This window comes from Jeotgalibacillus sp. S-D1 (assembly GCF_004358665.1).
Classification (GTDB): domain Bacteria; phylum Bacillota; class Bacilli; order Bacillales; family Jeotgalibacillaceae; genus Jeotgalibacillus.
In genome coordinates, this window is record NZ_SMZR01000002.1 from 469,355 (window position 1) to 494,512 (window position 25,158).

Sequence of the window (25,158 nt, forward strand, 5' to 3'; positions counted from 1 at the left end):
GTTTGTTTTTATATGTATTAGGGACGACCCCGGCCCCTATAATTAGCTGCTGAGTCGTTCCAAAGAAAAATCTTCATCGGGCATTTTGTTTGCCAGCCAATTTAGAAAATCAATTTCTTTTTGATCCAGACTTCGCTCCAGGTTTTCTTCAAATTCATGTTGTAGCTCTTGGAATTTCTCTACTGATGTACTCATCAAAATTCCTCCCTGTTGTTTGAAAATTATGAAAATTAGTGATTAGTCTTCATAATAAAGCATTTCTATGGTTTTGTCATATAGTTTTTCTGTCAAATCTTGTTGTTTTCCCAATATTACGGGCTTTAAAAGCATAAATTTTTTCTTACAGGTGTCTTTACAGTACTGCCCGAACTGAATTTTTTCATCCAAATTTAATTATCTGTAACTTCATCTTAACTGATTTGTCATCTGGCGTGTAGTTTTAATATTTAATTTTCGCAATAATTTCTCCTTTCTGTGTCTTTCTTAATAACTATGTGCGATTCGTCTATTTATGACAATTCACTTGAAAATGTTTCTAGCAGTGACAACTTTCTCTTTTTTCTTTACAATGGAAGAAGCAAGTGAATATGGGAGGTCCGTTTATGAAGTTTCAGTTGTTCCGGGGGTTAAAAGATCCTTATGTTTTTCTAGAGAATTGGAAAACCAATGAGTCTTTCCTACATATTAGGCAACATATTATGACAATTTTTATACTTAGTGCATTTATTTTCGGTGTATCTGGCTGGATTGGCTTAGAGACGCAGGATTGGTCCGGTCAATTCATTACTTCTTTTGGACTAACCTATGACTTACAGCGGTTTTATTTTTTCTTAGGCAGAATTGCTTTAGGGGTTTTATATGTCGCAATTCTTCTATATATACCTGCACTGCTTTTCTGGTTTTTAGCCCGCGATTATTCGTACCGTCGAATCGTCACCCTGCAGATCTTTCCCCTCTTTATTCTGCTGCTGGAACAGGTGTCTTTTATTGCCCTTATGGTTCTCCAGGGAATTGACTGGGTGTCTTCTCCTTTTTCATGGGGTGTAATCGCTCAAATGTACGTGAATCATGAATGGACGGTTTATTTTCTTGCCTCTTTTTCCATATTCAAGATATGGGTGATGTATTGGCAGTTTCTGTCTCTTCGTTACGTGACAGCATTAAAATGGTGGGCAGTTATTTTGATTGTGTTCATTATGAATCTATCATTTTGGGCAATCACAGCTGCGTTTGCCACACTACATTTCCACCAATTATTGTTTAGTTAAAGGAGGCAGACTACGTGAACAAACAACTTAAATGGATTATCGGTTTTATGCTTGTTTTCCTTTTTGTCAGCATGAACCTTTATCTGATTAAACACGATTTTACATCCATTGCCCGAACCTCACTCGTCCATGACCAGACAAAAGCAAAAACAGAAAATCTGCAGCAAACCTTAATAAAAAATGGCGTCGTTCACACGGCAACTGAACAGCATCTGTATTTTTCAGATCAGCTGGGCATGTTTTCAAAATTTTTAGTAGAAGAAGGCCAGGTGATTACAGCCGGCACTCCTTTATATGAATATACGGTAGTAGATTTAGAGGAACAAAGATTGCTGTTTGAGTCGGAAGCTGAGCAATTGGCAAGTGAAATCAGCGCAGTTGAATCCTATCTGACGGAACTTGAATCACTTGAGAGCCAGCTGACAACAGCTACCTCCAACGGAACAACCACTGATTCCCGTCCAACGAGCACCTTAGATGACGAGGAGCTGGCGGTTACGATTGAGCTTGAGGTTGGAATTGATGTTTCTGATTCGACGATTGACCAGACGCGGTCGATGCTGAACCAGAAAATTGGTGAACAGGAAACTGAAGTGGCACGCCTTGAAGCGCAGGAAGCCAAGTATGAAAGACTGATTGCCGGATTGGAAGAAAGCCCCACTGTTACAGTGGAAAGTGATGTTGACGGCAAAATTGCTCATTTGTCCCCAGGCACCGAAAATCCTTTGATCACGGTTTATGCGAATAATCTTACGTCCCGCTCCCTGCTGACGGATGAAGAGGCGCGTATTGTGCTGGGCGGTCTAAAAGCAAAGGTTACATCTCCGGTCGCTAACAGTACGGTTGATGGTGCAGTAGTGGCAAATCCGCAGCTTCCCGAAAAAGAGCCGAAACTTGGCGAAAAAAGTCAGTATCCAATCGACATTGACCTGGAGGATGCTGGCGAAGAATGGTTCATCGGGCAGCAGGTTGTAAATGAAATTGTGACTGATGAAGTCCTTGATGCCACCACCGTGCCAATTCTCAGCGTTGAGGATAAAAAAAGGGTTTATGCCATGTCCCCTGCCGGCTTTATTGAGCAGCGGCAGACCAATCTTGGCATGCGCTCAGAAGACCGTCAGGAAGTATACGAAAATCTTGAAGCGGACGAATGGATCGTAATGGATCCCAATCAGGTGGAGCGCTACTACTCTCCTTATATCACACCGATGACGATGGACCGCATCCACTTTGACAACTGGGACTACCTGGACAAACGCACGAACTGGAAGCATGTGCTGCTTGGCGCGATCCCGAAATAATGAAAAGCCTTCGCCCTTACGAACGTATTTTAGTTCGTAAGGGCTTTTTTGTGCAGAATCATTTTAATAAAACCACTTAGGTTAATTGGACCAGAAGGCGGGACTCCTGCGGGATGAAGCGTGACAGGTGAGACCCCGGAGAGCGTTAGCTCGAGGAGGGCTCACCGCACGCCCCGCGGAAAGCCTCGCCTGCAGCGGAAATTAACCGGTCCCCTTTTAGAGAGTTCCTTAATGCCCTGTGAACAAACACCAATCACCCAGCCTGGGCATACCATGTGAAAATAAGGCGCATCACCCAGGTGAAAGGCAGGTTATGTTGATGACAAACGTTGATTACTCCTCTCCGTCTGCTCAATTTGCATTTGATGTAAACAGCAGCCCCCTATTTATAAAGGACAGCAATAACATAATTAATGTTTTAGGAGTTAAACAGTTAAATACATTAGGAAATTCATCCCTGCTTGATATTTTTCTTAGTGCCTCCAATGTGGTCGAACCCCATTATCATCAAAATGCATCAGAGCTGGTATATTGCATTTCCGGCGCTGCGACTGTCTCGATGCTGAACCCTTTCACAAAACAATTCTTGAATTTCGCCATTACACCGGGCCAGGTGGCAAATGTACCGCAGGGCTGGTGGCATTATGAAATCGCTGCAGTCGATAACACGCATCTGCTGGCAATCTTTGATGCCCCTACTCCGGAAGTTGTTTTAGGATCTGACATATTAAAATTCACCCCTGCCAATGTAATGGCGCATACCTATTGTATGGATGAAAATCAATGGAAGCAGGTTGTTGCCCCAGTAGAGCCGTCAACGTATATCGGACCAACGAACACCTGCAGCAGAGAGGATCAGCCCGAGCAGCAAGCAAGTGAGCCCTACCAGCAATACCCATATGCACAGCCCTATCAGCAGAGGTATTGGGGGTATTAATGATAGATAAATCCCGGAGAGTGCTAGGCTCTTCCGGGATTTTTACGTTCTATTGTAATAGCCCAAACAAATCTGACGGCTGGCCTCCTGAGACGACCTTCTCCGTTCGACCTCTCCCCCCCATGCTTGTGCATTTTACATCTTCCATCTATTCGCTTTGTGTTCACATCATAAATCAGCACTGCAATTATTGTGGCTGGAGCACGTTGCTTCTTGTCGACCATTATCGATATAATTTTGTTAACAAATGAAAAGGAGGTGTGGTGATCTTGGAAGCCATAAGTAAGCGCTTTTTCTTGTACCTCTCCAACAACAAGTCTTTGGATCGAATGGCCAAACGGTGGGGATCAAAATTTGGGGCTGACAGGATTATAGGGGGAGAAGCCTTTTCACATGCGATTCCTTTGATTACTCAATTGAACCAGGAAGGATTCCAGGTTACAGTCGATCACCTTGGTGAATATGTCAATTCCGTCGATGTGGCACGGGAACATGTTCAAGAGTGTCTTCAAAGCATCAGTGCGATAGCTGGTCATCAGCTGGACTCTGAAATTTCAGTGAAGCTGACCTCCTTGGGATTGGATATCAGTCAGGACCTTGTTTTGGAACATATGGAATTGATTTTATCCAAGGCAAAGGAAAGCGGTATCACGGTAACGATTGATATGGAAGATTCCTCGAGATGCCATGCCATCCTTGAAATTTACAAAATACTTCGACAAAAGTACGAAAATATTGGGACAGTGATTCAATCCTATCTTTATCGGTCAGACAAGGATCTAGACGATCTCGACCAATTCGCTCCTTATCTCAGGCTTGTGAAGGGTGCATATAAAGAATCGGGTAAAGTCGCTTTCCCGGAAAAACATCTGGTGGATGAAAATCTGAAACATCTCATTAAAAAGCATCTCCTGAACGGCCATTATACAGCTGTAGCAAGCCATGATGAGGCGATGATCGATTACACCATCGATTTAGTGAAAGAACATAACATCCCGAATGACCGCTTTGAGTTTCAAATGCTTTATGGAATGAGAAATCAATTGCAGTCCGATCTTCTGAAAAAAGGCTATAAAGTCCGTATTTATCTGCCTTACGGGGAGGATTGGTACGGGTATTTCATGAGACGTCTCGCAGAAAGGCCTGCAAATGTCTCGTTTGCATTAAAAGGATTATTCAGCAAGTAAAGCAAGAAAAATACATCTTTGTTAAACAGGAAGGAATGAAGTAAAATGAGTAACGGAATTTTCAAGATCCCAACACCTAAAAATGAGCCTGGTAATACGTATGCTCCGGGTACAAAAGAAAAGGAATCATTAAAGGCAGAATTAAACCGCCAATCGAACACTGAAGTCGAGATCCCTGTCATTATTAATGGCAAAAATATAAAGACAGATAACGTGAAACAAGTGGTTATGCCGCACAATCATCAGCATGTTTTGGCAACCTCTTCTCAAGCCGGAGAAAAAGAGCTGCGTGATGCTGTAGAAGCGGCAATGGCTGCAAAGGAATCATGGGCAAATACGCCATGGGTACACCGTGCATCCATTTTCTTAAAAGCTGCTGATTTAATTTCCGGACCATACCGTGACGTAATCAATGCTGCTACGATGCTTGGTCAATCTAAAACAGCGATTCAAACTGAAATTGATGCTGCACAGGAATTAGCCGATTTCTTACGTTTTGGCGTGGATTATGCGAATCAAATCTACCAAATCCAACCGGATAGTGTGAAAAACATTTGGAATCGTTTAGAGTACCGTCCACTGGATGGTTTTGTCCTGGCGATCTCTCCATTTAACTTCACAGCAATTGGCGGCAACCTGCCATCTGCTCCTGCCATGATGGGGAACGTAGTCGTCTGGAAGCCGGCAACAACTGCCATCCTGTCAAACTACTACTTTATGCGTATTTTAGAAGAGGCAGGGTTGCCAAAAGGCGTTATCAACTTCGTACCTTCCCGTGGGTCACAGGTATCGGAAGTCGTCTTAACAGACCCTCGTATGTCCGGATTCCATTTTACCGGCTCAACAGATACGTTCCAAACCATTTGGAAAACGGTAGGAGAAAACATTACACGCTATAAATCATACCCTCGTCTGGTTGGGGAAACTGGGGGAAAAGACTTTGTATTTGCGCACGAAACTGCACAAGCAGACAAAGTAGTAGCCGGACTTGTTCGTGGTGCGTTTGAATACCAGGGTCAAAAATGTTCAGCAGCCTCCCGCGCATACATCCCTGCAAGCATGTGGGAAGAAGTGAAGGCTGGTGTAATCGAAGAAACGGCTAAGCTGAAAGTAGGCGACATTCAGGACTTCACAAACTTCATGGGTGCTGTGATTGATAAACCAGCTTTTGATTCAATCACAGAATACATCGAATATGCAAAAGCATCTGATGAAGCAGAAATCATTGCAGGCGGTACGTATGATGACTCAGTTGGCTACTTCATTCAGCCGACAATCATTGTGACAACGAATCCAAACTTTAAAACAATGGTAGAAGAAATTTTCGGACCGGTCTTAACGATTTATGTATATGAAAATGACCAATTAGAAGAAACATTGACTGCAGTAGATACAGCGTCTATGTATGCATTGACAGGCGCAATCTTTGCACAGGATCGCCAGGCCATTATGCACCTTGAACGCCGCTTATCTGGTGCAGCTGGAAACTTCTATATCAATGATAAACCAACAGGTGCGGTAATCAACCAGCAGCCATTTGGCGGTTCCCGCGGTTCTGGTACAAACGACAAAGCAGGTTCTATCTTTAACATGATTCGCTGGACAAGTCCTCGTATTATCAAAGAAAACTTTAATCCAACGACAGAGATTGCCTATCCATTTATGGACGAAGAATAAAATGCTTCTTATAAAAGCTCTCCCTATATGGGGGAGCTTTTAGTTTTTCATTCATGATTTAAACGCTATAATAGGGATCATAACTCTTTCGGAAAGGTAAGATTCCTATGGAAGCAAAAGATCTGATTCTCCAAGCGGACGATATCCATAAAGCAACGGAATTGATTAGTTCAAAATTAGGCAATCCAGTAATCATTGAAAACAAAAATTTTGAATTGATATCTTACAGTTCCTCTTTCGATAAATTCGATCAAACGCAGCAAAAGACGATCCTGACAAAAAAATGTCCGATCTTTATCATTAACCGACTGAAAAAAGAAGGCCTTGTGCACCGGCTCGAAAAACAATCGGATCCGATCCGGGTTCAAGCGATGGAAGAATTAGGGTTTCATCAACGTGTCGTCATTGCCGCAAAGTATCTTGGCTATACAATGGGCTATATCTGGGTCCAGGAATCCAGTCATCTTCTCCAACAGGAAGATTTAGCTTTCCTAGAAGAGATTTCTCCTCACCTCGGGAACCTGATCAATGATATCTACGCTAAAGCCAATGTCAAAAAAGGCAAAAAAGAGGAGGTATTGTGGCATCTCCTGCAGCACGAATATGGAAGCGAAAGCCAGCTGCGCCACGGTGCATCCCTGGTCAATCTGACATTGCCGGAACGGTTTACTGTAGCCGTATTTTCGATCATATCACCACAGTATAAACCTATGCTCGACCATCTGGAGAGACTGGTCCACGAATCCAGCTTCCAGGCAAATATTTATACGCTGACAACGGAATATCAGGTGATCTTCGTTCTTTACGGCAATGCAGATAAGCCCCTTTCTTCGCTGGAATTAGCCAGAAATTTAGTCGAAAAGGTGAAAGAACAAACAGGTGAAGATCAATTTTATAACTTCCTGATCGGTGTGGGTAAGGAATACACCTCGTTAAATCAAATGAGAAAGAGCTTTTTGGAAGCGTCAGAGGTCATTGAGACCGCAAACTTCATCAGTCCGCGCCCTGAATCGATGCCGCGGGAATTTGCTCAATTGGGGATTTACCGATACTTGCCTACCCTTTATGAAAAAAACACCTCAAAGGATTATTATAGTGATGACCTGTTGTCTTTGATCAAAAATGATGTCAAGAAACAGACCGATTTGCTCCGTACACTTGAAGTGTTTCTGGCGAATGACGGAAAGGGTAAACAAACCGCTAATGAATTGTTCATCCATCCGAACACCTTGAATTATCGAATCAAAAGAATACAAGAGCTTACTGCGATTGATTTCAACAACTTTAATATGAAAGTATACTTATATACTGAATTATTGCTGCTGAACAATGTTGAAGCCTATTATCAGCGTTATATAGATGCTTTAAAAGGAGTATTTTCTCAATAAGTGTTAGAAATAATTAGCAAAGAGGCTGGGATAAACTTGTCCCGGCCTCTTGCAGTTGGTTCACTGCGCTTCAGTCGGACGCTTTCCGCAGGGACTTCGCTTGAGCCTCCTTTGGCTTCGCCATAAGGAGTCTCAGAGCTTGCCGTCATATCCTGCTGGAGTCGCCGCCTTCCGCTCCGTTCACCTTATCGTTGCAATTAAAAGAGAGTTTTAATGCTGATAAATTTTCGTTTTAATAATATAACATTTTCACCTTTTTACACTTTGTACATTTTTCGTAAAATCGATCTCCTTTAAAGTGATGATCACAATTTCGCTGGAGCTCTTCTAAACTTTTTTCCAGTAAGGAAAGGTGCGTTTTCGTTCGCGTAATTTCCGATTCGATTTTTTGGACGTTCATTCGCATCGCCTCCCATTAAAATCATTGATATATGTTCCCCCCGGTTCTTTTAAACTCCTCTGCCTTTTCTCTCAACCCTTTTTCAATCGCTTCTTCCGTATCGAGATTATTTTCTTTTGCATAGTTACGGATATCCTGCGAGATTCTCATGCTGCAAAAATTCGGTCCGCACATGGAACAAAAATGGGCTGTTTTTGCACCTTCTGCAGGTAACGTTTCATCATGATATTCGATTGCCCGTTCAGGGTCTAAAGATAAATTAAACTGATCTCTCCAACGAAATTCAAAACGTGCTTTTGAAAGGGCATCATCCCTTTTTTGAGCTCCTGGATGACCTTTTGCCAAATCTGCAGCGTGGGCGGCAATCTTATATGTAATAACCCCTTCACGAACATCATCTTTATTCGGCAAACCTAAATGTTCTTTTGGTGTTACATAACAAAGCATAGCCGTGCCATACCAGCCAATCATTGCAGCTCCAATTGCAGATGTAATGTGATCATAACCTGGCGCTATATCTGTTGTAAGAGGTCCAAGTGTGTAGAATGGTGCTTCCTGACACACTTCCAGTTGTTTATCCATATTTTCTTTTATCAGGTGCATGGGAACATGCCCAGGTCCCTCGACCATCACTTGCACATCATGCTCCCAGGCGATCTTTGTCAGTTCACCAAGTGTTTCTAATTCTGCAAACTGTGCTTCATCATTCGCATCTGCAATAGATCCTGGACGTAAACCGTCTCCTAAAGAAAATGAAACATCATATGATTTCATTATTTCGCAGATCTCTTCAAAATGCGTATATAAAAAGCTTTCTTTATGGTGGTGTAAACACCATTGAGCCATGATCGATCCTCCACGGGAAACAATTCCTGTTAACCGTTTTGCTGTTAACGGAACATAACGCAAAAGAACACCTGCATGAATTGTGAAATAATCAACACCCTGCTCTGCCTGTTCAATCAACGTATCACGATAAATCTCCCATGTAAGGTCTTCAGCAACGCCATTTACTTTTTCAAGTGCTTGATAAATAGGGACTGTGCCAACTGGAACCGGCGCATTTCGAATAATCCATTCGCGTGTTTTATGAATGTTTTTACCGGTAGATAAATCCATAATATTATCAGCACCCCATCGTGTTGCCCATGTCATCTTTTCAACCTCTTCCTCAATGGAAGATGAAACAGCCGAGTTGCCAATATTTGCGTTAATTTTCACATGAAAATTACGTCCTATGATCATAGGCTCTGATTCGGGATGGTTTATGTTATTAGGAATAATCGCCCGGCCATTTGCGACTTCATCACGCACAAATTCAGGCTTCATATTTTCCCTTAAAGCGATAAATTCCATTTCAGGCGTAATGATTCCCTTCCGCGCATAATGAAGTTGCGTAACATTTTTCCCTTTTTTTGCACGCAGCGGTTTGCGTTTTAGAGCTGGAAAAACATTATGATGGGCACGAGGGTCATTTTTATCTTTGTATCCATTGTCCTCAGGTTTGATTTCTCTGGCTTTATACTCCTCAACATCTGCCCGTTCATGAACCCATGTACTTCGAATAGCAGGAAGACCGTTTGTAATATCAACTGAATGATTCAAATCCGTGTAAGGACCGCTTGTATCATATACCCTTACCGGAGGATTTTTCTCTTCTCCGAAACTGCCGGTTGTCGCACTTAATTCAATTTCCCTCATTGGTACGTTAATGTCAGGTCTCGAACCTTTCACATATACTTTTTTACTACCCGGGAAACTGGACATAATGGAAATGGTTTGTTCGTGTAATGAATTTTTTGACATCATTAATCTCTCCTTTTTTTAAAAAAATTATGGACGAGATTCAGAACACAACCAGTGGAAAAGCTTGCAAAACGATACAAAAAAGCCGGCCCACAAGTGGTGGACCGGCAGATTTTATATGCAGAAGTAGTGTTGTATTGAAGACTGTGCTAACTTCCCCACGCTGGTATGATCCAGATCAGGTCCCAAGAGTCAAGAAACTTCAACGCGTTTCATTCTCAGCCCAGCTTATTGGACTCCCCTAGTTATCGCTATTCAATTTCACTTAGAGTATATATGAGTGCAGGTGAAAATGATAGACCTATTCTGGAATTTCTTTTGAAAGTATTGGAAATGCAACTGCTAAAAGTCTCTCTTAACAGGTCCCCTTTCTTATTTTCTGACCCCTAACTATCAACGAATTTTAAAATGAAAACTTCAGAATATCCCCCCTCGACCTATCCCATTATCTATTGTATGTACCAATAATCCTCAACTAACTAGTAAAAGAGAGTAAAAGGTCAATATTCTCGAAATGCGAAAAAAAACTTTAATATTCTTTTAATTGTGTTATTATGATGGAGAAAGTTCTCGAATCGCGTACTTATCTTAATTAAATAAAGATAATTGGAGGAGATTTCATTGATTAAACCAAGATTACCGTCTCTATTGGAAGTTTGTTGTGTGTTAATGGCATTTTTAGCTGTCGTTTTCTCTTTTACAGCTGTTTTTGATCTGCCTATTCAACTCGCATTATTTGTAGGCTGGTTTATCGTCATTATACTCGGTTTGAAGATAGGTTTTACATATGATTCATTGCAAGAATCGATCATTAAGGGTATTTCAAACGGATTAGAAGCTGTCATTATTTTGATGGCTGTAGGTGCTCTGATTGGTACATGGATTGCTGGCGGCGTTGTTCCGACCATTATCTATTACGGTTTGGACTTCATTCATCCATCCATCTTTTTGCTGGCTACTTTAATTATTTGTGCGTTAACTTCCCTTTCTACAGGAACTTCTTGGGGAACGGTTGGAACAGCTGGGATTGCAATGATGGGAATTGGAGAAGGCCTTGGGTTTCCACTTCCATTAGTAGCAGGTGCAGTTTTGTCCGGTGCTTATTTCGGCGATAAATTGTCACCGCTTTCAGACAGTACGGTACTCGCCGCATCCATGTCGAAAGTCGATGTTATATCCCACGTAAAATCGATGCTGTATTTGGATATCCCGGCATTTTTAATTACTGCGGTTCTTTTTACCATTGCGGGATTCAATTATGGCAGCGGCAGCGTTGACTTAGGCAGGATCGATTCTATTATGGGTGAATTGGATGCTGCGTTTCACATTAGTCCTCTCATGCTGATGCCAATGCTGATTGTTATAGGCTTGTTAGTTTTAAAAAAACCCTCCATCCCCACTATTTCATTTGGAGCATTGGTGGGAGTCGTGTGGGCGGTTCTTTTCCAAGATACTAATTTCGTACCTGCACTTGAAACTGCTTACAGCGGATTTCGTTTGGAGTCGGGTTCCGAATTCATTACCAACCTGCTTAACCGTGGCGGAATCAGCGGAATGCTTGCTTCAATCGCAGTAATCATTCTTGGTTTAGGTATTGGAGGGATGTTAGAAAAAGTTGGTGTATTAACGGTAATCATGAATGCTTTTGTGGATAAAATCCAAAACGCAGGAAGCTTATCCGTATCAACGATTTTTGCCGGCTTATTCACTAACATTTTCGGGTGTGCCATGTACGTCTCTTTAATCCTCACTCCAAAGCTTATGGAGAGCAGCTATGACAAGCTCAACATCGATCGAAGAGTTTTATCGAGAAATACCGAGGTTGGCGGCACGATGACATCAGGTATGGTTCCGTGGTCTGATAACGGGATTTTTATGGCAGGCATACTGGGTGTTTCTACTTTATCCTATCTTCCATTTATGTGGATGAGCTTTGTATCGATCGCACTTGTTATTATTTACGGATACACCGGAAAATTCATTTGGTACACGACCCCTGATGGGAAAGCAACGGATTCAGAAGAAGAACTTAAACAAATGGCTAAATAGCAACAGAAATACATCATGCAGGGAAAGGATGGTTTATAGATGAAAAAAATTCTTCTTATCGGTACGGGCGGCACGATTGCCTCGATTGAGAGCGAGCGAGGTTTGAAACCTGGACTGAGTCCTGAAGACATGATTGGGACTTTGGAGAGCCGCTTCAACTGTCATGTGGATTGTACGGTATCGCTGGATTTAGACAGTACAAACATTTATCCAAACCATTGGATTGAACTGGCGACGATTATTTACAACCGTTACGAGGAATATGATGGCTTTGTTATTACTCATGGTACCGATACGATGGCCTATACTGCGGGAGCTTTGGATTCGATGTTATTACATTTGAACAAGCCTGTTGTGTTGACGGGTTCTCAAATTCCGCTTTCACTGGTGAATTCAGATGGAGAAAGAAACTTAATGGATGCTGTGCATTACGCCTCTGAAGGATTAGCCGGGGTCTATATTGTATTTGACAAGCGTGTAATTAAAGGAACAAGAGCTGTGAAATTAAGAACAAAAAGCAAACATGCTTTTGAAAGCGTTAACTATCCATATGTCGCTTATGTAGATAATTCTTATATCACTTATCATACGAAGCCTGAAGAAATAAGGAAAGACCGCGGGATCGAACTAGAAACCCGGTTATGTCCAGATGTTTTTGTTCTTAAACTTTATCCAGGGATAAATAAGGAGATTTTTCGATTTGTCTCCAGTAATTATAAAGGCATCATTATTGAGTGTTTTGGAAGCGGAGGTATTCCTTTTTACGAAGTGGATTTAACTCAGGAAATTAAAGCGCTGATCCAGTCAGGAGTAGTGGTGGTTCTGACAACTCAATGTTTAGAAGAAGGAATTGACATAGATTTATATGAGGTAGGACGCAAAATTGATCGAAATAATATAGTCATTTCAAATGATATGAATACAGAAGCACTGTTATCGAAGTTAATGATTTATCTTGGGAAATACAACTCAATGGAAGAGGTCGTTCACTATTTCAATCTGGATATCGAAAAAGAGAGCAGCGAATATCTATGTAATTTTGATGTCATGTTTTAAGGATCAACTACTATATTTCAGGAGGTTACATTATGTATAAAGTGAAAACCAGTCGAGTTGAGAAAGATTTCATCGGTGCTAAAGAGATTCCTATGGATGTATATTATGGCATTCAAACCTTACGTGCCTCTGAAAACTTCCCGATTACAGGCTATCGCATCCATGAATCTTTAATCACCTCCGTTTCCATGGTGAAAAAAGCAGCAGCAGAAGCGAATATTTCAACTGGCCGTCTTTCATCCCAGCTGGGAAATGCTATTATAAAAGCATCTACTGAGATCATTAATGGCAAGCACCATGATCAATTCATCGTGGATCCGATACAAGGAGGTGCAGGAACTTCCATAAACATGAATGCGAATGAAGTAATATGTAATCGGGCTTTAGAAATATTGGGACGGGAAAAAGGGGATTACTCCTATCTTAGTCCTAATACCCATGTGAACATGTCCCAATCTACCAATGATGCGTTTCCGACGACTATTCATCTTGCCATCCTTTCACAATTGGACGAGCTGCTGGCCACGATGCGTAAAATGAAAGATGCTTTCATGGAGAAAGCAGTAGAATTCGATTCTGTGATTAAAGTAGGCCGAACCCATCTTCAAGATGCAGTACCTATAAGATTAGGACAAGAATTCGGAAGTTATGAAAGAATGATTGGCAGAGACATTGAACGGATCAACAGCTCCTTTGCAAAGTTATATGAAATCAACTTAGGTGCAACGGCAGTCGGTACAGGGGTGAATGCGGATCCTAATTATGTCAGCGGAGTCGTGCGTAATATTAGTAAAATAAGTGGATATCCTTTAGTGTCTGCAGAAAATTTAGTTGATGCAACAGCTAATACAGATTTATATACTGAAATTTCGGGGCATCTGAAAACCTGCATGCTGAATATGTCCAAGGTGGCGAATGACCTTCGCCTCATGGCTTCCGGGCCTCGGGCAGGGATGAATGAAATCGATCTTCCGCCTCGCCAGCAGGGTTCATCAATCATGCCTGGTAAAGTAAATCCGGTGATGGCAGAAGTCATCAATCAAATTGCTTTTCAAGTGATTGGAAATGATCAAACCATCAGTCTTTCTTCTGAAGCAGGACAGTTACAATTAAATGTAATGGAACCAGTCCTCATCTTTAATTTACTTGAATCCATTAAAATTATGAAAAATGGTTTTGGAGTATTTACAGATCATTGCGTTAAAGGGATTAAGGCAAATGAATCCGTGATGATGAACAATGTAGAGAATAGCATTGGTGTAGTAACCGCCTTAAACCCTTATATTGGGTATGAAAGAGCCTCTGAAATCGCCAGAACAGCGCTTTATACAGGGCAGACGATCAGGAATGTGTGTTTAAAAGAAGGGATACTGACAGATGCAGAATTAAATCGAATCCTGGATCCATATAAAATGACTAGTCCTGGAGTATTAAGTGTGCTTTGATTGGCTTTTTTCTACCAGCCTTTTCGCTCGAACAAAAGCAATGAAATCATTCAGTTCGTCTTTAGTCAAACACTCATCATCCAAATGAATTTCCCATTTTTCATTTTGGTCGAATTGATCTAAATGAATCGTTTTAACATTCATAGGAGACTCGCTGTCCTCAATACGATTTAATAGGTAATCGATTGATGTATCCATGATATCGGCCAATTTAATAAGCGAGTCTAAAGAAGGTTGCCTGTAGCCCGATTCATAACCTGCATATGTACTTTTGGCAATCCCTAATTGATCTGCTGTTTCTTGAAGCGTCCACTTTCTCTCTTTTCGAAGCTGAGTGAGTCTAATTAATTTCATTTGGTAATCCTCCCATTAACTAGTATAGCTTAATTTTGGTTCACACCAAAATTTTTGCTGCTTGTTATGGTAAACTGGACAAAATTCACGTAATGCTTTTGACTCTTATTACTACAAAGGGGTAAAGATCATGAAAAAAATTCTTCTATTATCAACGGGCGGAACGATAGGATGTATACAAACTGATGAAGGGCTTATTCCAGGAATCCCTATAGAGGAATTGATCAGTTACTTGCCGTTAAATGAAGGCGATGTGGAACTAAGTACGGATACAATATTGAATATAGACAGTACAAATATGCAGCCGGAGCACTGGGGAGAAATAGCGAGAGCGGTTTATGATCATTACCATCATTATGACGGCTTTGTCATAACACATGGTACCGATACCTTATCTTATACTTCAGCTGCATTATCTTATTTTTTACCCAATTTACAAAAACCTGTTGTTTTAACCGGATCGATTCAGCCGATCGATGCTCAAAAAACGGACGGTGTCAGAAACTTATCAGATGCAGTTACGTATGCAGCTCAGGGAGCAGCTGGAGTATTTGTGGTGTTTGGCGGCAGAGTGATCCAAGGCACAAGAGCAGTCAAGATGAGAACAGAAAGTTATGACGCCTTCGAAAGCATCAATTACCCATATATTGCTTATATTGAAGGAAATCAAATACAGCAAAATATGGAGCTCCCTGACAAGGTGGCGGGAGAACTAAGATTGGAAACGGAATTATGTACGGATGTTCATTTATTTAAATTGTACCCCGGGGTCAAACCGGAAATTCTGGATTCCATCAAAGATCAATTTAAAGGCGTCATTATCGAAACCTTCGGAAGCGGAGGCCTTCCTTTTTTGGGGCGGGACATCTCCAAAACCGTCCAGAATTTAATCCAGGAAGGCAAAATCATCGTTATCACTACGCAGTGCCTGGAGGAAGGTGCTGACTTATCTCTTTATAAGGTAGGACGGCTGATCGATCAAAGCAAAGTCATTCTATCTAATGATATGAACACAGAAGCTTTGTTAACGAAGCTCATGTGGGCCATGGGAAAAACTTTGAATCTTTCTGAAGTAAAGAAACTCGTAGAAACGCCTATGTAACGTCTATCTTTGTCTGGGGCAGCGTCAGGATTGTACTGACGCTGCCACTTATTAATCGTGCATGATTTCTACCGCTGCTATAACCGGATAGTGATCGGAAGGATACCCTTCCTCCGCCCTGCTGCGGTCAATTTTTGTATCCTTCACCACAATATCCAGTGTGGTAAAAATATAATCAATTGGCGCTCCATCTAAACCGCCCTGAAATCCATGAAACGTTCTGCCAGGAGCTTCCTCCAGTTTTTCAAAGGCATCTTTTAATTTTATGGTTGAACCGTTTAGCGGTATTTGACCTCTGAGAAAACGGACTACCTCATTTTCCAGCTCACTGTTCAAGTCACCCATTAATATAATCGGCAGATTCGTCTTTTCCTGATGCTCTTTTATCTTTTCCCCTATTAAATGAATCCCATTTTCTCTGGCCTTCTGACTAATATGGTCCAAATGAGTGTTGTATACGATGAACTTTTTATCCCGATTTTCGTTCAGTTGAAATACCGCCCATGTGCAAATACGCGGATAGTCACTTTCCCAGCTGATGCTGCCCGGCACTTCCGGTGTCTCAGATAACCAGAACTGTCCATGATCCACTGCCTCGACCCGCTCTCTCTGATAAAAAAGCGCACAAAACTCGTCCTCATTCCCGCCGCGCCTGTCCCCGCCAAGCCAGCCATAGTCACCCAAATCCCGTTCCAGATCTTTAAGCATGTGACGCTTGCCCTCCTGGGTGCCGAAAACGGCCGGTTTATGGCTTTTTATTACTTCAGCCGCTTTTTGAGATCGAAAACGCCAGGCGTTCTCCCCATCCTGAGGAAGATCAACCCGCAGATTAAATGTAAGTATGTTCATTTCTCAGAACCATCCTTTACTTATGTCATCGTTTTCTGTCGCTTAAATTTTATCATAGGAAAACGTATTTATGATAATATGTTGAAAACGAATACATAAACATATATTAATCTGTTATCATCCCATGTCAAAGGAGATTATGATCCTACTATGCAGCGAAATGACTCTCTGGACTTTTTAAAATTCTTTGCCATCTTTTGTGTGGTCAGTATACATACCAGACCGTTTAGCAGCGATTCATCCTATGCTATTAATGGCGAATATATCGATTTATTGATCAATACGTTTTCACGGTTTGCCGTGCCCTTGTTTTTTCTTATCGCCGGCTATTTGATCGGGCAGAAAAAAACCTCCGACAAGCTAACGTTTGCTTACCAAAAGAAATATCTTGTAAAGCTCACGAAAATCCTGCTCGTCTGGACGGCTTTTTATTTTGTCTACGACATTTTTTTGACCATTTTCAAGTCTTATAGAGACAACAAGGATGCGGTGGAAGAGCTTTTTAATCAGCTAAGCAACATCTCTCCTTCCGCCGTTTTTTATGGGCTGGATATCGCAACAGGTTATCAGCTGTGGTATTTAGCCGCGCTGATCTGGGCTGCCCTGTTCCTGTTTCTTGCGATCAGGTTTAATAAAGTCGGGCTTCTGTTCCTTGCAGCTCTTGTCCTGCACACGATCGGCCTGTTCGGACAGTCGTACTCGGTTTTTCTGGAATCCCCTCTGCTGCTTGAAACAAGGGATCCCTTCTTTTTCAGCTTGTTATACGTCACACTCGGCTACTGGATCTCCCAGCAGCATGCCGGCAAGGAAGTAAGGGTCTCCATGCCTGTCATCATCACTTCCATTCTATTTTTCTCCTTCTTGCAAATCGGGGAAAATGTGATGCTCATCGAAACGTACGGGGCAGAGATCGGCGGCAATTACTTTATCTTTACCCTCCCTGCATCTGTCGCCATTTTGTTTCTCGCGTTAAAGCAGCCGGATCTAAACGTCCCACTTCTAAATAAAATCGGCGCAAACTCAGTAGGGATCTATGTCATTCACCCATTTTTTATCAGTCTCATCGACCAGATCATTTCTTTTCTTCATATGGAGGAGGTTCAAGAAACCCTGGCTTGGAACCTGTTGTATACGCCCTTTATATTTGTGATTTCTTATGCTGGGTATAGTTTATTGCAGAGGATGAAACCTAAATAAATTTTCTTTAATACGTAAAAACTCCGGATAGGGAAGTCTATCCGGAGTTTTAATAATTGAGTAAGCTAAGCACTCGTTAACTTGAGCCATTGTTCACGATTTTTTCTAACTCATCAATTCTTTTTTCAAGCTCTTTTACATTATTCCTATTATTCGACACAGTCGTAAAAGCAATTATACCGAAATTGAATCCCATAATCCCAAAAATAAACCCCATTATTGCGAAAACATCCATATAATCCCCCCTAGTTTATATCCATTACCGCTAAATATAGTGTTTACCCAGTATCCAATTTCACATTTAGGAATATTTCAGTCAATCCCCTCATGGCTTGTTGTCCCAATAAAGTCATTGTTATCTTTATCAAAACTAAGAAAACGAAAACTTTCTCTCTTTAATAAATTTTATATGACTCTATTCTTATGCACAATCTTACTCTAGTAAACTTGCATACTATATTAATATCTTTTGAGAACATCTCAAGGGAAAACCAAACGAAGGTAAGGAGATTGTATATGTGTCAGTTTGAAGAGAATCATTTTGGACAAATGAAAGCTTGTGAATGTAATTGCAAAAGAAAAGAAGAGAAACCGTGTCCATGCAGACGAGAGAGTAGTCAATGTCAGTGTGGTGGTAAGGATGCAGGCTATCATGATCTTTGGGGCTGTAAAGACATTAGTTCATGCTGCAAAAAATCCTGTAATCCATGCGCGGGCGGTTGCAGTTCTTGCAGTGCATGCTGCCAAGCTCCATGTGAAGCAGTACGTGTTAATATCAGGGTCTTCAATGAGAGCACATTATTTTACACCATAACACAGGGGGACAAATTCCTAGAGAAGGCCGTTTCTTTTAGTGCGTTTGGAATTGATTTTCTAAGCACCTTTCCTTTTACTTCCGCGAGAACGATTTCCGGGGTAATCAGAGCGGATGGAACGATTTATTCCGGAGAAGGTTTCAGAGTATCTCACCAGAAAGGAACTGCTTCCTACACCATTACCTTTGATCGGCCATTTGGAGTAGTGGACCAAAATAAAGCTCCTGTTATTATTATAATTGATGAACCAGTCAACGTTGGGTTCGGTCTTCCTGGAAGTTCCTTTGGTGAAACTGTAGTTGAATTTATTTCAGGAAGGATCGACAGAGCAGGAAATATCCAGTCTGGAACCAGATTACCAAACGGTCAATATGCTTTCAACGTAATATCTGACCCAAATAATCCAGGATTATTTCGAGTTCAGCTTAAGCCTGAATTAAAACCCAAAAATGTCAGTACCGGCCCCTATAGCGGCAGCAGCATCACAGTACTAGAGCTTCCTCAATCCGGGTGCTGCTATTGTCAGCCAGGTTTCGGAGAACTAGTGACTGGAAAGGGCGCAGCCTTTGTTTCAGATGATAATGAGGGCTTCGATTACGTAACCTATGAAGAAACTACGCTAAGAAGAAGATATACGCCTTTGCCGGTTAGTTTCAAGGTCCTGATCAGTAGAGAAGAATAATCTGCAAAATTGCTGCTGATAATATGTCCATTACTTTTATAATATAGAAGAAGATGAACGTCTTCTTTTTTCTGTATTATATCAAAATTCTTACCAAAAACCGTGTCGTGAAGGTCACAATGGGCTCTGTTAAAGTTTAATATAAACATTATAAAAAAGAACTTCCGATTTTTAGGAAGTTCTTTTTTTGATTTATTATCTTACTCAACAAATGCATCCGTTAGTTATACACAATGACTTACATTTTAATTTGGAAAAAATGATGTGCCTATAAGTCAAGGTTTCTTACCTTTTCGTTCTAAAAGTATAGGTGCTATGTTTAGGAGGATAGAAAAAATTGTCAAAAGCCATAATGCCCTTTCCATAATGGGTACTACATCCAATAAAGCTCCCCAATCTTCCACTTCTACCCAATCCGACACTAGACTGTATTCTGCACAAAGTGTTAAGGCTGTAAATGATAAACCCAGCGCCATGGCAAGCTTATAATCCTTTCCTGCCATATACATATAAAGATTTATACTAGTTGCTACTATTGCAATAACCCCAAACATTACCCACATAACTTTACCTCCAACTACTTTTAATTAGTACCAATACTCATGCGTTTTATTTTAACATTAATTTCCTTTTATGTAACAGAGAAAAAAGCATCCCTTCATAAAGGAATGCTTCCCGTTAATTAAACATTTATTACCTTGTTCATTCTAAAAATAAATTTAAAACGAAAGGGTATATGTATTGATAAGTGAGAATAAAAAAAGCAATTAAACCTACTACGGATATTAAAAACACCCTACCTTTTTTAATCCTTAACTGTACAAAAGCAGATACCAACACAAGAATTATAAAAATTCCAATCATTGAACCCCAAACCAAATTATAAATTTGGTCTTGTCCGGGGTCTGGTGCAGCAATGCTAAGCATTGGACTTATACCGACTAGAGCTACCAATATGAATATCAATCCGTGTACCAAATATACTGCTACCTTAAACAATAAAACTACCTACTCTCTCCAGTCTCGAAAGTTAGTAAAACAATCCTTATTCCCTTAAGTGGACCGTTTGTTGAACAAAAACTAAACAATTTTCTGCTTGTATTTTACCTTAAGAATACTTTATCCTTTTTGCACTAACCTGTCGAATAGCACAAGAAGCGACTGCTCTTATTGAACATTCTCTCCCGTTAGTTAAAAAGGTTAGAGTTAAAAAAATTTTCTGCTAGCATATTCATCTTGCCTGGCTTCTCGACAACAGTCCAATGACCGCAATTTTTAATTTCAGTTAATTTTGCATGAGGTATGTATTTTATTATTAATTCATTAATTTTTGCTGGTGTTAAAATATCATGACTTCCCTGTGCGACTAATATTGGTATTGTTGATAATTTATGGACTTTGTTTTCTAAGTTATAGTTCTTTTTTATATCATCTGCTATTAATTTATTCACAATGCTATTTATGCTTGACTTCTCTTTCCTATTTAAACTATCGCTTGAAAATACATAGTATGGGTCCAGAATATTTAAAATATCTTCATAAGTTCCAGAACCTTTTTTCACTTTTTTATCTAACTTAAAGAGTTTTATTTTATCCTTTAGGGAGATTTTTTTAAAAAGTTCTTTCTCAAAAATTTTATATCCTTTTTCCGTAACTCCTATGGCAGCAGTTAGAAGGATTTTATTAACTCTTTCCGGGTATGTTGTTGCATAAAGTAAAGCTAGCATTGAACCCCATGACTCGCCGAATAAGTTCATTTTTTCCAACTTCAATTCTTTGCGTAATAATTCTAATGTCTTTACTTCATCTTTCATTGAATATTTATTATTTTTAGCGTGTTCTGATTTACCGCATCCCCTTTGATCATATAAAACCAATTTGAATTTTTGGGCTAATGGTAAAACGTGAGGAAGAAAAAATTGATGCTCACTTCCAGGACCCCCATGAAGGAAGACAATAGCTTCTCCGTCACCAATAATATTTATATGCAGTTTTAGACCATCTATATTAACAGAAATTAGTGACTTTAATTCATTGTCCATGTTTACCTCCAAATACTAACCTGCTTCGTTTGTTCAATAAGGACTTCAACAAAAAAGGGGGTTAATCCTTCCTGAATCAACGCACCCGTTAGTAAAATAATTATTCTTTAGATTTGAAGTATATAATCTCTGGGTCGCCCTCATCTAAGTTTTCAACTCTCCCACTTTGAATGAAACCATTTGAATCAAATACTCTCTGCATACTAATGTTAGAACGATTAGTGGAAGAAAAGACTTTGGTAGTAGGAGACTTACTCATCATATAATCCAATAGTAAACTTGCAAATCCCTTTCGTCTGTTAGATGGTGAAATTATAACGAGTGATATAAAAGCGCAATCAAAGAAATTTGTTTCGTAGATTAAGAAACCTACTATATCCTTATCATTTTTGGCAATTATACAATTTCCAAGCTCAATAGATGTCTTAAAATAGTTTAATCTGCTCGTATTGCCAGTGATTTCACTATCTATGCCCACTATTTTGTCTAAATCATCAAGTTTAGCATTACGAACAGTCTTCATCATTCTTTCCCCTTTTTATTTCATTCTGGAACTAGTCCTGCTAATTATTTTGCTTGAGTTGCTGAACTTAGGAAGCTCTTATTGAACAATCGCTCCCGTTAGTTTGAGTGATAATCTTCACAATTTTTTCACCTTAACACAATCTAATCCCTTTATATGTAGGGGCAAATCAAAAAGACGCCTTCTTACTAAAGAAAAGCGACTTTTTCTTAAATAAAAAAAGCTGATATTAACTGGTATTATTCAATTAAGAATCCTCAAATGTTAGTAAGCAAGGAGTATAATCCTTCTTGTCCATTATAGTAGTGTATCCCGCTTCATGCCGGTGGGCTACGACTTTTTGGCGATCATTGGATGAGAAACTTGATTCATTAGTTATTCCTCGTCGGCAGAGGGGCCGTAGATGCCCGGCACCGGAATATCGAGAAGCCGCAAATAAACCCCGAGTTGCGCTCGGTGATGAACCATGTGGCTTAATCCGAAGGTGCGGAACGCGGTCGCCCGCGGCTCTCGGAGGATGATACGGTCGCCGTGGCGCAGAATCCATTCCTCGCCGAGCGCTTTCTCTTCGCATTCGGTGAGCAGCTTTTCCAACTTGCTGACGTTTATATCGAACTCCTCCAGCACGTCAGCGCGTTTTTCCAAAGGCTCCCGCCTCAGCGGCACGGTTGAAAGATCGAACTCCGGGTACTGCAAAATCGCGACTTGCCAGTTTAGCAGGTTGACCAGGTGCGTGGCCAGCCCGCCAAGTGTCATCGATTTCTCATGCGGTTTCCACAACATTTGGTCTTCGGGCAATCGTTCCAGAATGCGGCGAGTAGTAGACAGTTCATGCGATGCGTCGCCGACGATCAGTTTTTTGACCATAAATTCCATTCCTCCCTTAATGGTAATAGCAATTAACTTATTCTTTTTTAATATTCTTTATCAGGATGAACTTTTCCTTTAAATATAATTATTCATCTTTTAATTTGAATTTGTTACATCTGCTCAACTTCGTATCGAAAGCCACCTTCCATAAGTTCCGCATCTCCAAAGCCATTCTAACGGTCCATATTTAAAATATTTAAGCCAATACGAAGAAGCTATCACTTGCAATATCACTACAAGGAGACATGTAATCGTTGCAGTCGTGTATGGAATTACCTTATTAACTGGAATAAACATTGCAATGATAATCAGGATAATGGTTTGACCAATATAATTTGTAAACGCCATTCGTCCGAATGCATTTAATGGTGATAACATTCTCCCGAAAAGGGGTTCGAGCAAAACAAGAAAACTGACGTAACAAACAGAGAAAACCGGAGCAAATGCTAAGGACAATTCTGTAAATTCATAAAAGGCAACATTCGAATCGATTTGTGCTTCCGATAACTCATATCCTTCCATACGTTTTACCGATCCATTGTCAGGTGCTTGTTGCCAAAGAAAAACGGCTAGTATACTAGTTGCAACAAATGAAATAACAGCAACCATAGTCCACGTTTTTCTATTTTTTATACAATATTCAAATACACGATATTGCCCAAACGCCAGACCCAATAGTATAAAGGGGAAAATAGCCAAGAATTTATTCCCTATAAAACTCGCTATAATTATCCCTGCTATACCTACCATTAGGTTAATTTGTTTTGGAGCCTTATCAAGAAAAAAAACAGGAAGCCCCATAATTGCATAGATTAGCAAGGTTTCTTCAGGATATATTAGATGATGTAATACTCCTACTACAAATAAAACCAACATACGACGAATAAAAAGGGCAGATGAATGGTCACTTTTTTCTTTCGCCCGGGATAAGAAAATCCAAAATCCTAATCCGAGCAAAAAGGAAAATATAGCGTAAAAGCGTCCTTCAACAAACAAATACAAGAAACGCTGAACCAAAATATCTTGTTGCGTTCCTGATAAATTAACGTTTGTTCTCCAAAGAGCAAGCACATTAACAAAAGGAAGCCCAATCAAGGCAAACCCTCTAATTAAATCAATCACATTCATTCGTTCCTTATTTATTGTTGGGTTCATTATTAATCTTCCCTTTCTTAATCCACATAGGGTTCCAATATCATTATTCAAAAAAGTTTCTTACCTCGCTCGCCGTTCGCGCATCCAAACAAGCGCGACCATGGCGACGTTGACGGCGACGAGGATGAGCAGGGACGCATCTCCCGTTTCAGTGGAACGGTCCAGGGCGTATACCTTGCCACCCGCCATGAGCGTGTTGACGGTGCCCATCATGACGTTGTTGGCGACGTGGAACGCGATTGACGCCTCGATGCCGCGGCTGATGATCGTCATTAGCCCTGTCGAGACACCGATCACGAATAAGTATCCAAATAACCAAGGGTCGAACGCACCGTGCATCACCGCGAAGTGAAGGCTGGAGACCCCGATCCCGAGGAATAAGGCCGGGCGGACTGAACGCACCCACGACGCAGCGGCCGGCATTACGGCGCTTCGATACATCAGTTCTTCACCAGCGGACTGTAAAGGAGTGGTCAAGAAGGTGATCACCAGCATGGCAATCGTTGTGCCAGTGAAACCAAAGGTCGACCATCCCGGGGCCTCAGGTGCGACCAACGCTATCACAACGATCCCGACGCCCACCAGCACTGCCGCCACGATCAGGTACTGTACTAAGCGTCGTGTGTCGAATGTTCGTGGTGAGCTGATCAGGCTGCGCCACGGCACTTTGGCGATCCAGACGAGGAGCAAGATCGACAGTACACCTGTAGCGGCTATGCTCACGTTGGCGGCGAGAAACTTCAACGGTGTTAAGGTGGGTGACATAGGATCTGCGCTGCCCTCAATGAGACCAACGACCTGGTAGAGCAAGACCTGCAGGACCACCATCAAAAGCGACGGCACAACGATGACTGCGAGTGGCTTCCACCAGCTCATACGGAGGTGCGCACCAAACGGTTTGGTGCTGTCGACGTTCTTAAATGATCCACCTTCAGCTGCAGCATTTTCCATTTTAAATCTTTTTTCTTTTGACATAGTATCCATCCTCCGATTTATTAATTTCCAGCGTTTAATTTATTTTCCCAGTGCTGCCAATTGGAAGTTTAAGTTCTATT

The 25,158-nt window shown here is 40.9% G+C and carries 24 protein-coding genes, 1 pseudogene and 1 riboswitch; of the genes and pseudogenes, 13 read left to right on the forward strand and 12 right to left on the reverse strand.

Annotated features, from left to right (window positions below; translation table 11 throughout):
• Positions 1 to 42: 42 nt before the first annotated feature.
• The gene (locus tag E2R51_RS19800; protein ID WP_165967189.1) at positions 43 to 195 is read right to left on the reverse strand and encodes a hypothetical protein; all 153 of its coding nucleotides are present in this window, start codon (positions 193 to 195) and stop codon (positions 43 to 45) included.
• Between the two features lie 407 nt (positions 196 to 602).
• On the opposite strand from E2R51_RS19800, the gene E2R51_RS09310 reads away from it, so the two are divergent.
• From E2R51_RS09310 to E2R51_RS09335, 6 genes are all read left to right on the forward strand, one after another.
• Entirely contained in the window at positions 603 to 1,268 is a 666-nt protein-coding gene (locus E2R51_RS09310) for a hypothetical protein (protein WP_133376775.1), read from the forward strand.
• 14 nt (positions 1,269 to 1,282) lie between these two features.
• Positions 1,283 to 2,569, forward strand: coding sequence for an efflux RND transporter periplasmic adaptor subunit (locus tag E2R51_RS09315; RefSeq protein ID WP_133376776.1), 1,287 nt, complete (start codon positions 1,283 to 1,285; stop codon positions 2,567 to 2,569).
• Positions 2,570 to 2,885: 316 nt separating this feature from the next.
• Positions 2,886 to 3,506 (forward strand): cupin domain-containing protein, encoded by a 621-nt coding sequence (locus E2R51_RS09320; RefSeq protein WP_133377076.1) that lies wholly within the window; start codon positions 2,886 to 2,888, stop codon positions 3,504 to 3,506.
• 269 nt (positions 3,507 to 3,775) lie between these two features.
• Complete coding sequence (locus tag E2R51_RS09325) at positions 3,776 to 4,693, forward strand: proline dehydrogenase family protein (protein ID WP_133376777.1); 918 nt, start codon at positions 3,776 to 3,778, stop codon at positions 4,691 to 4,693.
• Positions 4,694 to 4,738: 45 nt separating this feature from the next.
• Positions 4,739 to 6,370, forward strand: coding sequence for an L-glutamate gamma-semialdehyde dehydrogenase (pruA, locus tag E2R51_RS09330; RefSeq protein WP_133376778.1), 1,632 nt, complete (start codon positions 4,739 to 4,741; stop codon positions 6,368 to 6,370).
• 107 nt (positions 6,371 to 6,477) lie between these two features.
• The gene (locus E2R51_RS09335; protein WP_133376779.1) at positions 6,478 to 7,758 is read left to right on the forward strand and encodes a PucR family transcriptional regulator; all 1,281 of its coding nucleotides are present in this window, start codon (positions 6,478 to 6,480) and stop codon (positions 7,756 to 7,758) included.
• Positions 7,759 to 8,179: 421 nt separating this feature from the next.
• Here the strand turns inward: E2R51_RS09335 and thiC are convergent, their stop codons facing one another.
• Positions 8,180 to 9,964, reverse strand: a complete 1,785-nt coding sequence (thiC, locus tag E2R51_RS09345; protein ID WP_133377077.1) for a phosphomethylpyrimidine synthase ThiC — start codon at positions 9,962 to 9,964, stop codon at positions 8,180 to 8,182.
• Between the two features lie 138 nt (positions 9,965 to 10,102).
• Positions 10,103 to 10,217: riboswitch (TPP riboswitch) on the reverse strand.
• 368 nt (positions 10,218 to 10,585) lie between these two features.
• Between thiC and nhaC the strand changes: the two genes are divergently transcribed.
• From nhaC to aspA, 3 genes are read left to right on the forward strand one after another with little or no spacing between them, the layout of a single operon-like run.
• Entirely contained in the window at positions 10,586 to 12,013 is a 1,428-nt protein-coding gene (gene nhaC, locus E2R51_RS09350) for a Na+/H+ antiporter NhaC (protein WP_133376781.1), read from the forward strand.
• 39 nt (positions 12,014 to 12,052) lie between these two features.
• The gene (locus tag E2R51_RS09355; protein WP_133376782.1) at positions 12,053 to 13,069 is read left to right on the forward strand and encodes an asparaginase; all 1,017 of its coding nucleotides are present in this window, start codon (positions 12,053 to 12,055) and stop codon (positions 13,067 to 13,069) included.
• A gap of 32 nt (positions 13,070 to 13,101) precedes the next feature.
• Positions 13,102 to 14,514 carry an aspartate ammonia-lyase gene (gene aspA, locus E2R51_RS09360; RefSeq protein ID WP_133376783.1) on the forward strand — a complete coding sequence of 471 codons (1,413 nt, stop codon included), beginning with the start codon at positions 13,102 to 13,104 and terminating at the stop codon, positions 14,512 to 14,514.
• On the opposite strand, the gene E2R51_RS09365 is transcribed toward aspA, so the two are convergent.
• Positions 14,500 to 14,868, reverse strand: coding sequence for a helix-turn-helix domain-containing protein (locus E2R51_RS09365; protein WP_133376784.1), 369 nt, complete (start codon positions 14,866 to 14,868; stop codon positions 14,500 to 14,502). The two genes, aspA and E2R51_RS09365, sit on opposite strands and share 15 nt — an antisense overlap.
• A gap of 130 nt (positions 14,869 to 14,998) precedes the next feature.
• Here E2R51_RS09365 and E2R51_RS09370 point away from each other — a divergent pair, with 130 nt between their 5' ends.
• Positions 14,999 to 15,970: an asparaginase gene (locus E2R51_RS09370; RefSeq protein WP_133376785.1), complete on the forward strand. Its 972-nt coding sequence runs from the start codon at positions 14,999 to 15,001 to the stop codon at positions 15,968 to 15,970.
• A gap of 51 nt (positions 15,971 to 16,021) precedes the next feature.
• On the opposite strand, the gene E2R51_RS09375 is transcribed toward E2R51_RS09370, so the two are convergent.
• Positions 16,022 to 16,819 carry an endonuclease/exonuclease/phosphatase family protein gene (locus E2R51_RS09375; RefSeq protein WP_133376786.1) on the reverse strand — a complete coding sequence of 266 codons (798 nt, stop codon included), beginning with the start codon at positions 16,817 to 16,819 and terminating at the stop codon, positions 16,022 to 16,024.
• A 150-nt stretch (positions 16,820 to 16,969) separates the two neighbouring features.
• Here E2R51_RS09375 and E2R51_RS09380 point away from each other — a divergent pair, with 150 nt between their 5' ends.
• Positions 16,970 to 18,016: an acyltransferase gene (locus E2R51_RS09380; RefSeq protein ID WP_133376787.1), complete on the forward strand. Its 1,047-nt coding sequence runs from the start codon at positions 16,970 to 16,972 to the stop codon at positions 18,014 to 18,016.
• Between the two features lie 76 nt (positions 18,017 to 18,092).
• Here the strand turns inward: E2R51_RS09380 and E2R51_RS19805 are convergent, their stop codons facing one another.
• Together E2R51_RS19805 and E2R51_RS19980 are read right to left on the reverse strand one after the other, a co-directional pair.
• Positions 18,093 to 18,251, reverse strand: coding sequence for a hypothetical protein (locus tag E2R51_RS19805; protein ID WP_165967190.1), 159 nt, complete (start codon positions 18,249 to 18,251; stop codon positions 18,093 to 18,095).
• Positions 18,252 to 18,268: 17 nt separating this feature from the next.
• A pseudogene (locus E2R51_RS19980) lies at positions 18,269 to 18,421 on the reverse strand (GNAT family protein); the annotation flags it as partial.
• A 154-nt stretch (positions 18,422 to 18,575) separates the two neighbouring features.
• On the opposite strand from E2R51_RS19980, the gene E2R51_RS09390 reads away from it, so the two are divergent.
• The gene (locus tag E2R51_RS09390; protein WP_133376788.1) at positions 18,576 to 18,830 is read left to right on the forward strand and encodes a hypothetical protein; all 255 of its coding nucleotides are present in this window, start codon (positions 18,576 to 18,578) and stop codon (positions 18,828 to 18,830) included.
• 206 nt (positions 18,831 to 19,036) lie between these two features.
• A complete protein-coding gene (locus tag E2R51_RS09395) occupies positions 19,037 to 19,513 on the forward strand; it encodes a hypothetical protein (protein WP_133376789.1) in 477 nt (158 codons plus the stop codon).
• A gap of 275 nt (positions 19,514 to 19,788) precedes the next feature.
• Here the strand turns inward: E2R51_RS09395 and E2R51_RS09400 are convergent, their stop codons facing one another.
• The 6 genes from E2R51_RS09400 to E2R51_RS09425 form a co-directional block, all read right to left on the reverse strand.
• Positions 19,789 to 20,076, reverse strand: a complete 288-nt coding sequence (locus E2R51_RS09400; RefSeq protein WP_133376790.1) for a hypothetical protein — start codon at positions 20,074 to 20,076, stop codon at positions 19,789 to 19,791.
• 624 nt (positions 20,077 to 20,700) lie between these two features.
• Entirely contained in the window at positions 20,701 to 21,555 is an 855-nt protein-coding gene (locus E2R51_RS09405; RefSeq protein ID WP_133376791.1) for an alpha/beta fold hydrolase, read from the reverse strand.
• Between the two features lie 100 nt (positions 21,556 to 21,655).
• On the reverse strand, positions 21,656 to 22,078 hold the full coding sequence (locus E2R51_RS09410) for a GNAT family N-acetyltransferase (protein WP_133377078.1): 423 nt from the start codon (positions 22,076 to 22,078) through the stop codon (positions 21,656 to 21,658).
• 375 nt (positions 22,079 to 22,453) lie between these two features.
• A complete protein-coding gene (locus E2R51_RS09415) occupies positions 22,454 to 22,945 on the reverse strand; it encodes a DinB family protein (RefSeq protein ID WP_133376792.1) in 492 nt (163 codons plus the stop codon).
• Between the two features lie 123 nt (positions 22,946 to 23,068).
• Positions 23,069 to 24,103, reverse strand: a complete 1,035-nt coding sequence (locus tag E2R51_RS09420) for a DUF418 domain-containing protein (RefSeq protein WP_133376793.1) — start codon at positions 24,101 to 24,103, stop codon at positions 23,069 to 23,071.
• 60 nt (positions 24,104 to 24,163) lie between these two features.
• A complete protein-coding gene (locus tag E2R51_RS09425; RefSeq protein ID WP_205703317.1) occupies positions 24,164 to 25,078 on the reverse strand; it encodes a CPBP family intramembrane glutamic endopeptidase in 915 nt (304 codons plus the stop codon).
• Positions 25,079 to 25,158 lie beyond the last annotated feature (80 nt).

Excerpts from the sequence above, each read along its gene's own strand:
- E2R51_RS19805 (WP_165967190.1), bottom strand. The coding sequence starts at position 18,251 with ATGGATGTTTTCGCAATAATGGGGTTTATTTTTGGGATTATGGGATTC.
- E2R51_RS09375 (WP_133376786.1), bottom strand. The coding sequence starts at position 16,819 with ATGAACATACTTACATTTAATCTGCGGGTTGATCTTCCTCAGGATGGG.
- thiC (WP_133377077.1), bottom strand. The coding sequence starts at position 9,964 with ATGTCAAAAAATTCATTACACGAACAAACCATTTCCATTATGTCCAGT.
- E2R51_RS09380 (WP_133376787.1), top strand. The coding sequence starts at position 16,970 with ATGCAGCGAAATGACTCTCTGGACTTTTTAAAATTCTTTGCCATCTTT.
- E2R51_RS09415 (WP_133376792.1), bottom strand. The coding sequence starts at position 22,945 with ATGGTCAAAAAACTGATCGTCGGCGACGCATCGCATGAACTGTCTACT.
- E2R51_RS09310 (WP_133376775.1), top strand. The coding sequence starts at position 603 with ATGAAGTTTCAGTTGTTCCGGGGGTTAAAAGATCCTTATGTTTTTCTA.
- E2R51_RS09410 (WP_133377078.1), bottom strand. The coding sequence starts at position 22,078 with ATGAAGACTGTTCGTAATGCTAAACTTGATGATTTAGACAAAATAGTG.
- E2R51_RS09355 (WP_133376782.1), top strand. The coding sequence starts at position 12,053 with ATGAAAAAAATTCTTCTTATCGGTACGGGCGGCACGATTGCCTCGATT.
- E2R51_RS09425 (WP_205703317.1), bottom strand. The coding sequence starts at position 25,078 with ATGTCAAAAGAAAAAAGATTTAAAATGGAAAATGCTGCAGCTGAAGGT.
- E2R51_RS19800 (WP_165967189.1), bottom strand. The coding sequence starts at position 195 with ATGAGTACATCAGTAGAGAAATTCCAAGAGCTACAACATGAATTTGAA.
- E2R51_RS09420 (WP_133376793.1), bottom strand. The coding sequence starts at position 24,103 with ATGAACCCAACAATAAATAAGGAACGAATGAATGTGATTGATTTAATT.
- aspA (WP_133376783.1), top strand. The coding sequence starts at position 13,102 with ATGTATAAAGTGAAAACCAGTCGAGTTGAGAAAGATTTCATCGGTGCT.
- E2R51_RS09335 (WP_133376779.1), top strand. The coding sequence starts at position 6,478 with ATGGAAGCAAAAGATCTGATTCTCCAAGCGGACGATATCCATAAAGCA.
- E2R51_RS09365 (WP_133376784.1), bottom strand. The coding sequence starts at position 14,868 with ATGAAATTAATTAGACTCACTCAGCTTCGAAAAGAGAGAAAGTGGACG.
- E2R51_RS09405 (WP_133376791.1), bottom strand. The coding sequence starts at position 21,555 with ATGGACAATGAATTAAAGTCACTAATTTCTGTTAATATAGATGGTCTA.
- E2R51_RS09370 (WP_133376785.1), top strand. The coding sequence starts at position 14,999 with ATGAAAAAAATTCTTCTATTATCAACGGGCGGAACGATAGGATGTATA.
- E2R51_RS09400 (WP_133376790.1), bottom strand. The coding sequence starts at position 20,076 with ATGTGGGTAATGTTTGGGGTTATTGCAATAGTAGCAACTAGTATAAAT.
- pruA (WP_133376778.1), top strand. The coding sequence starts at position 4,739 with ATGAGTAACGGAATTTTCAAGATCCCAACACCTAAAAATGAGCCTGGT.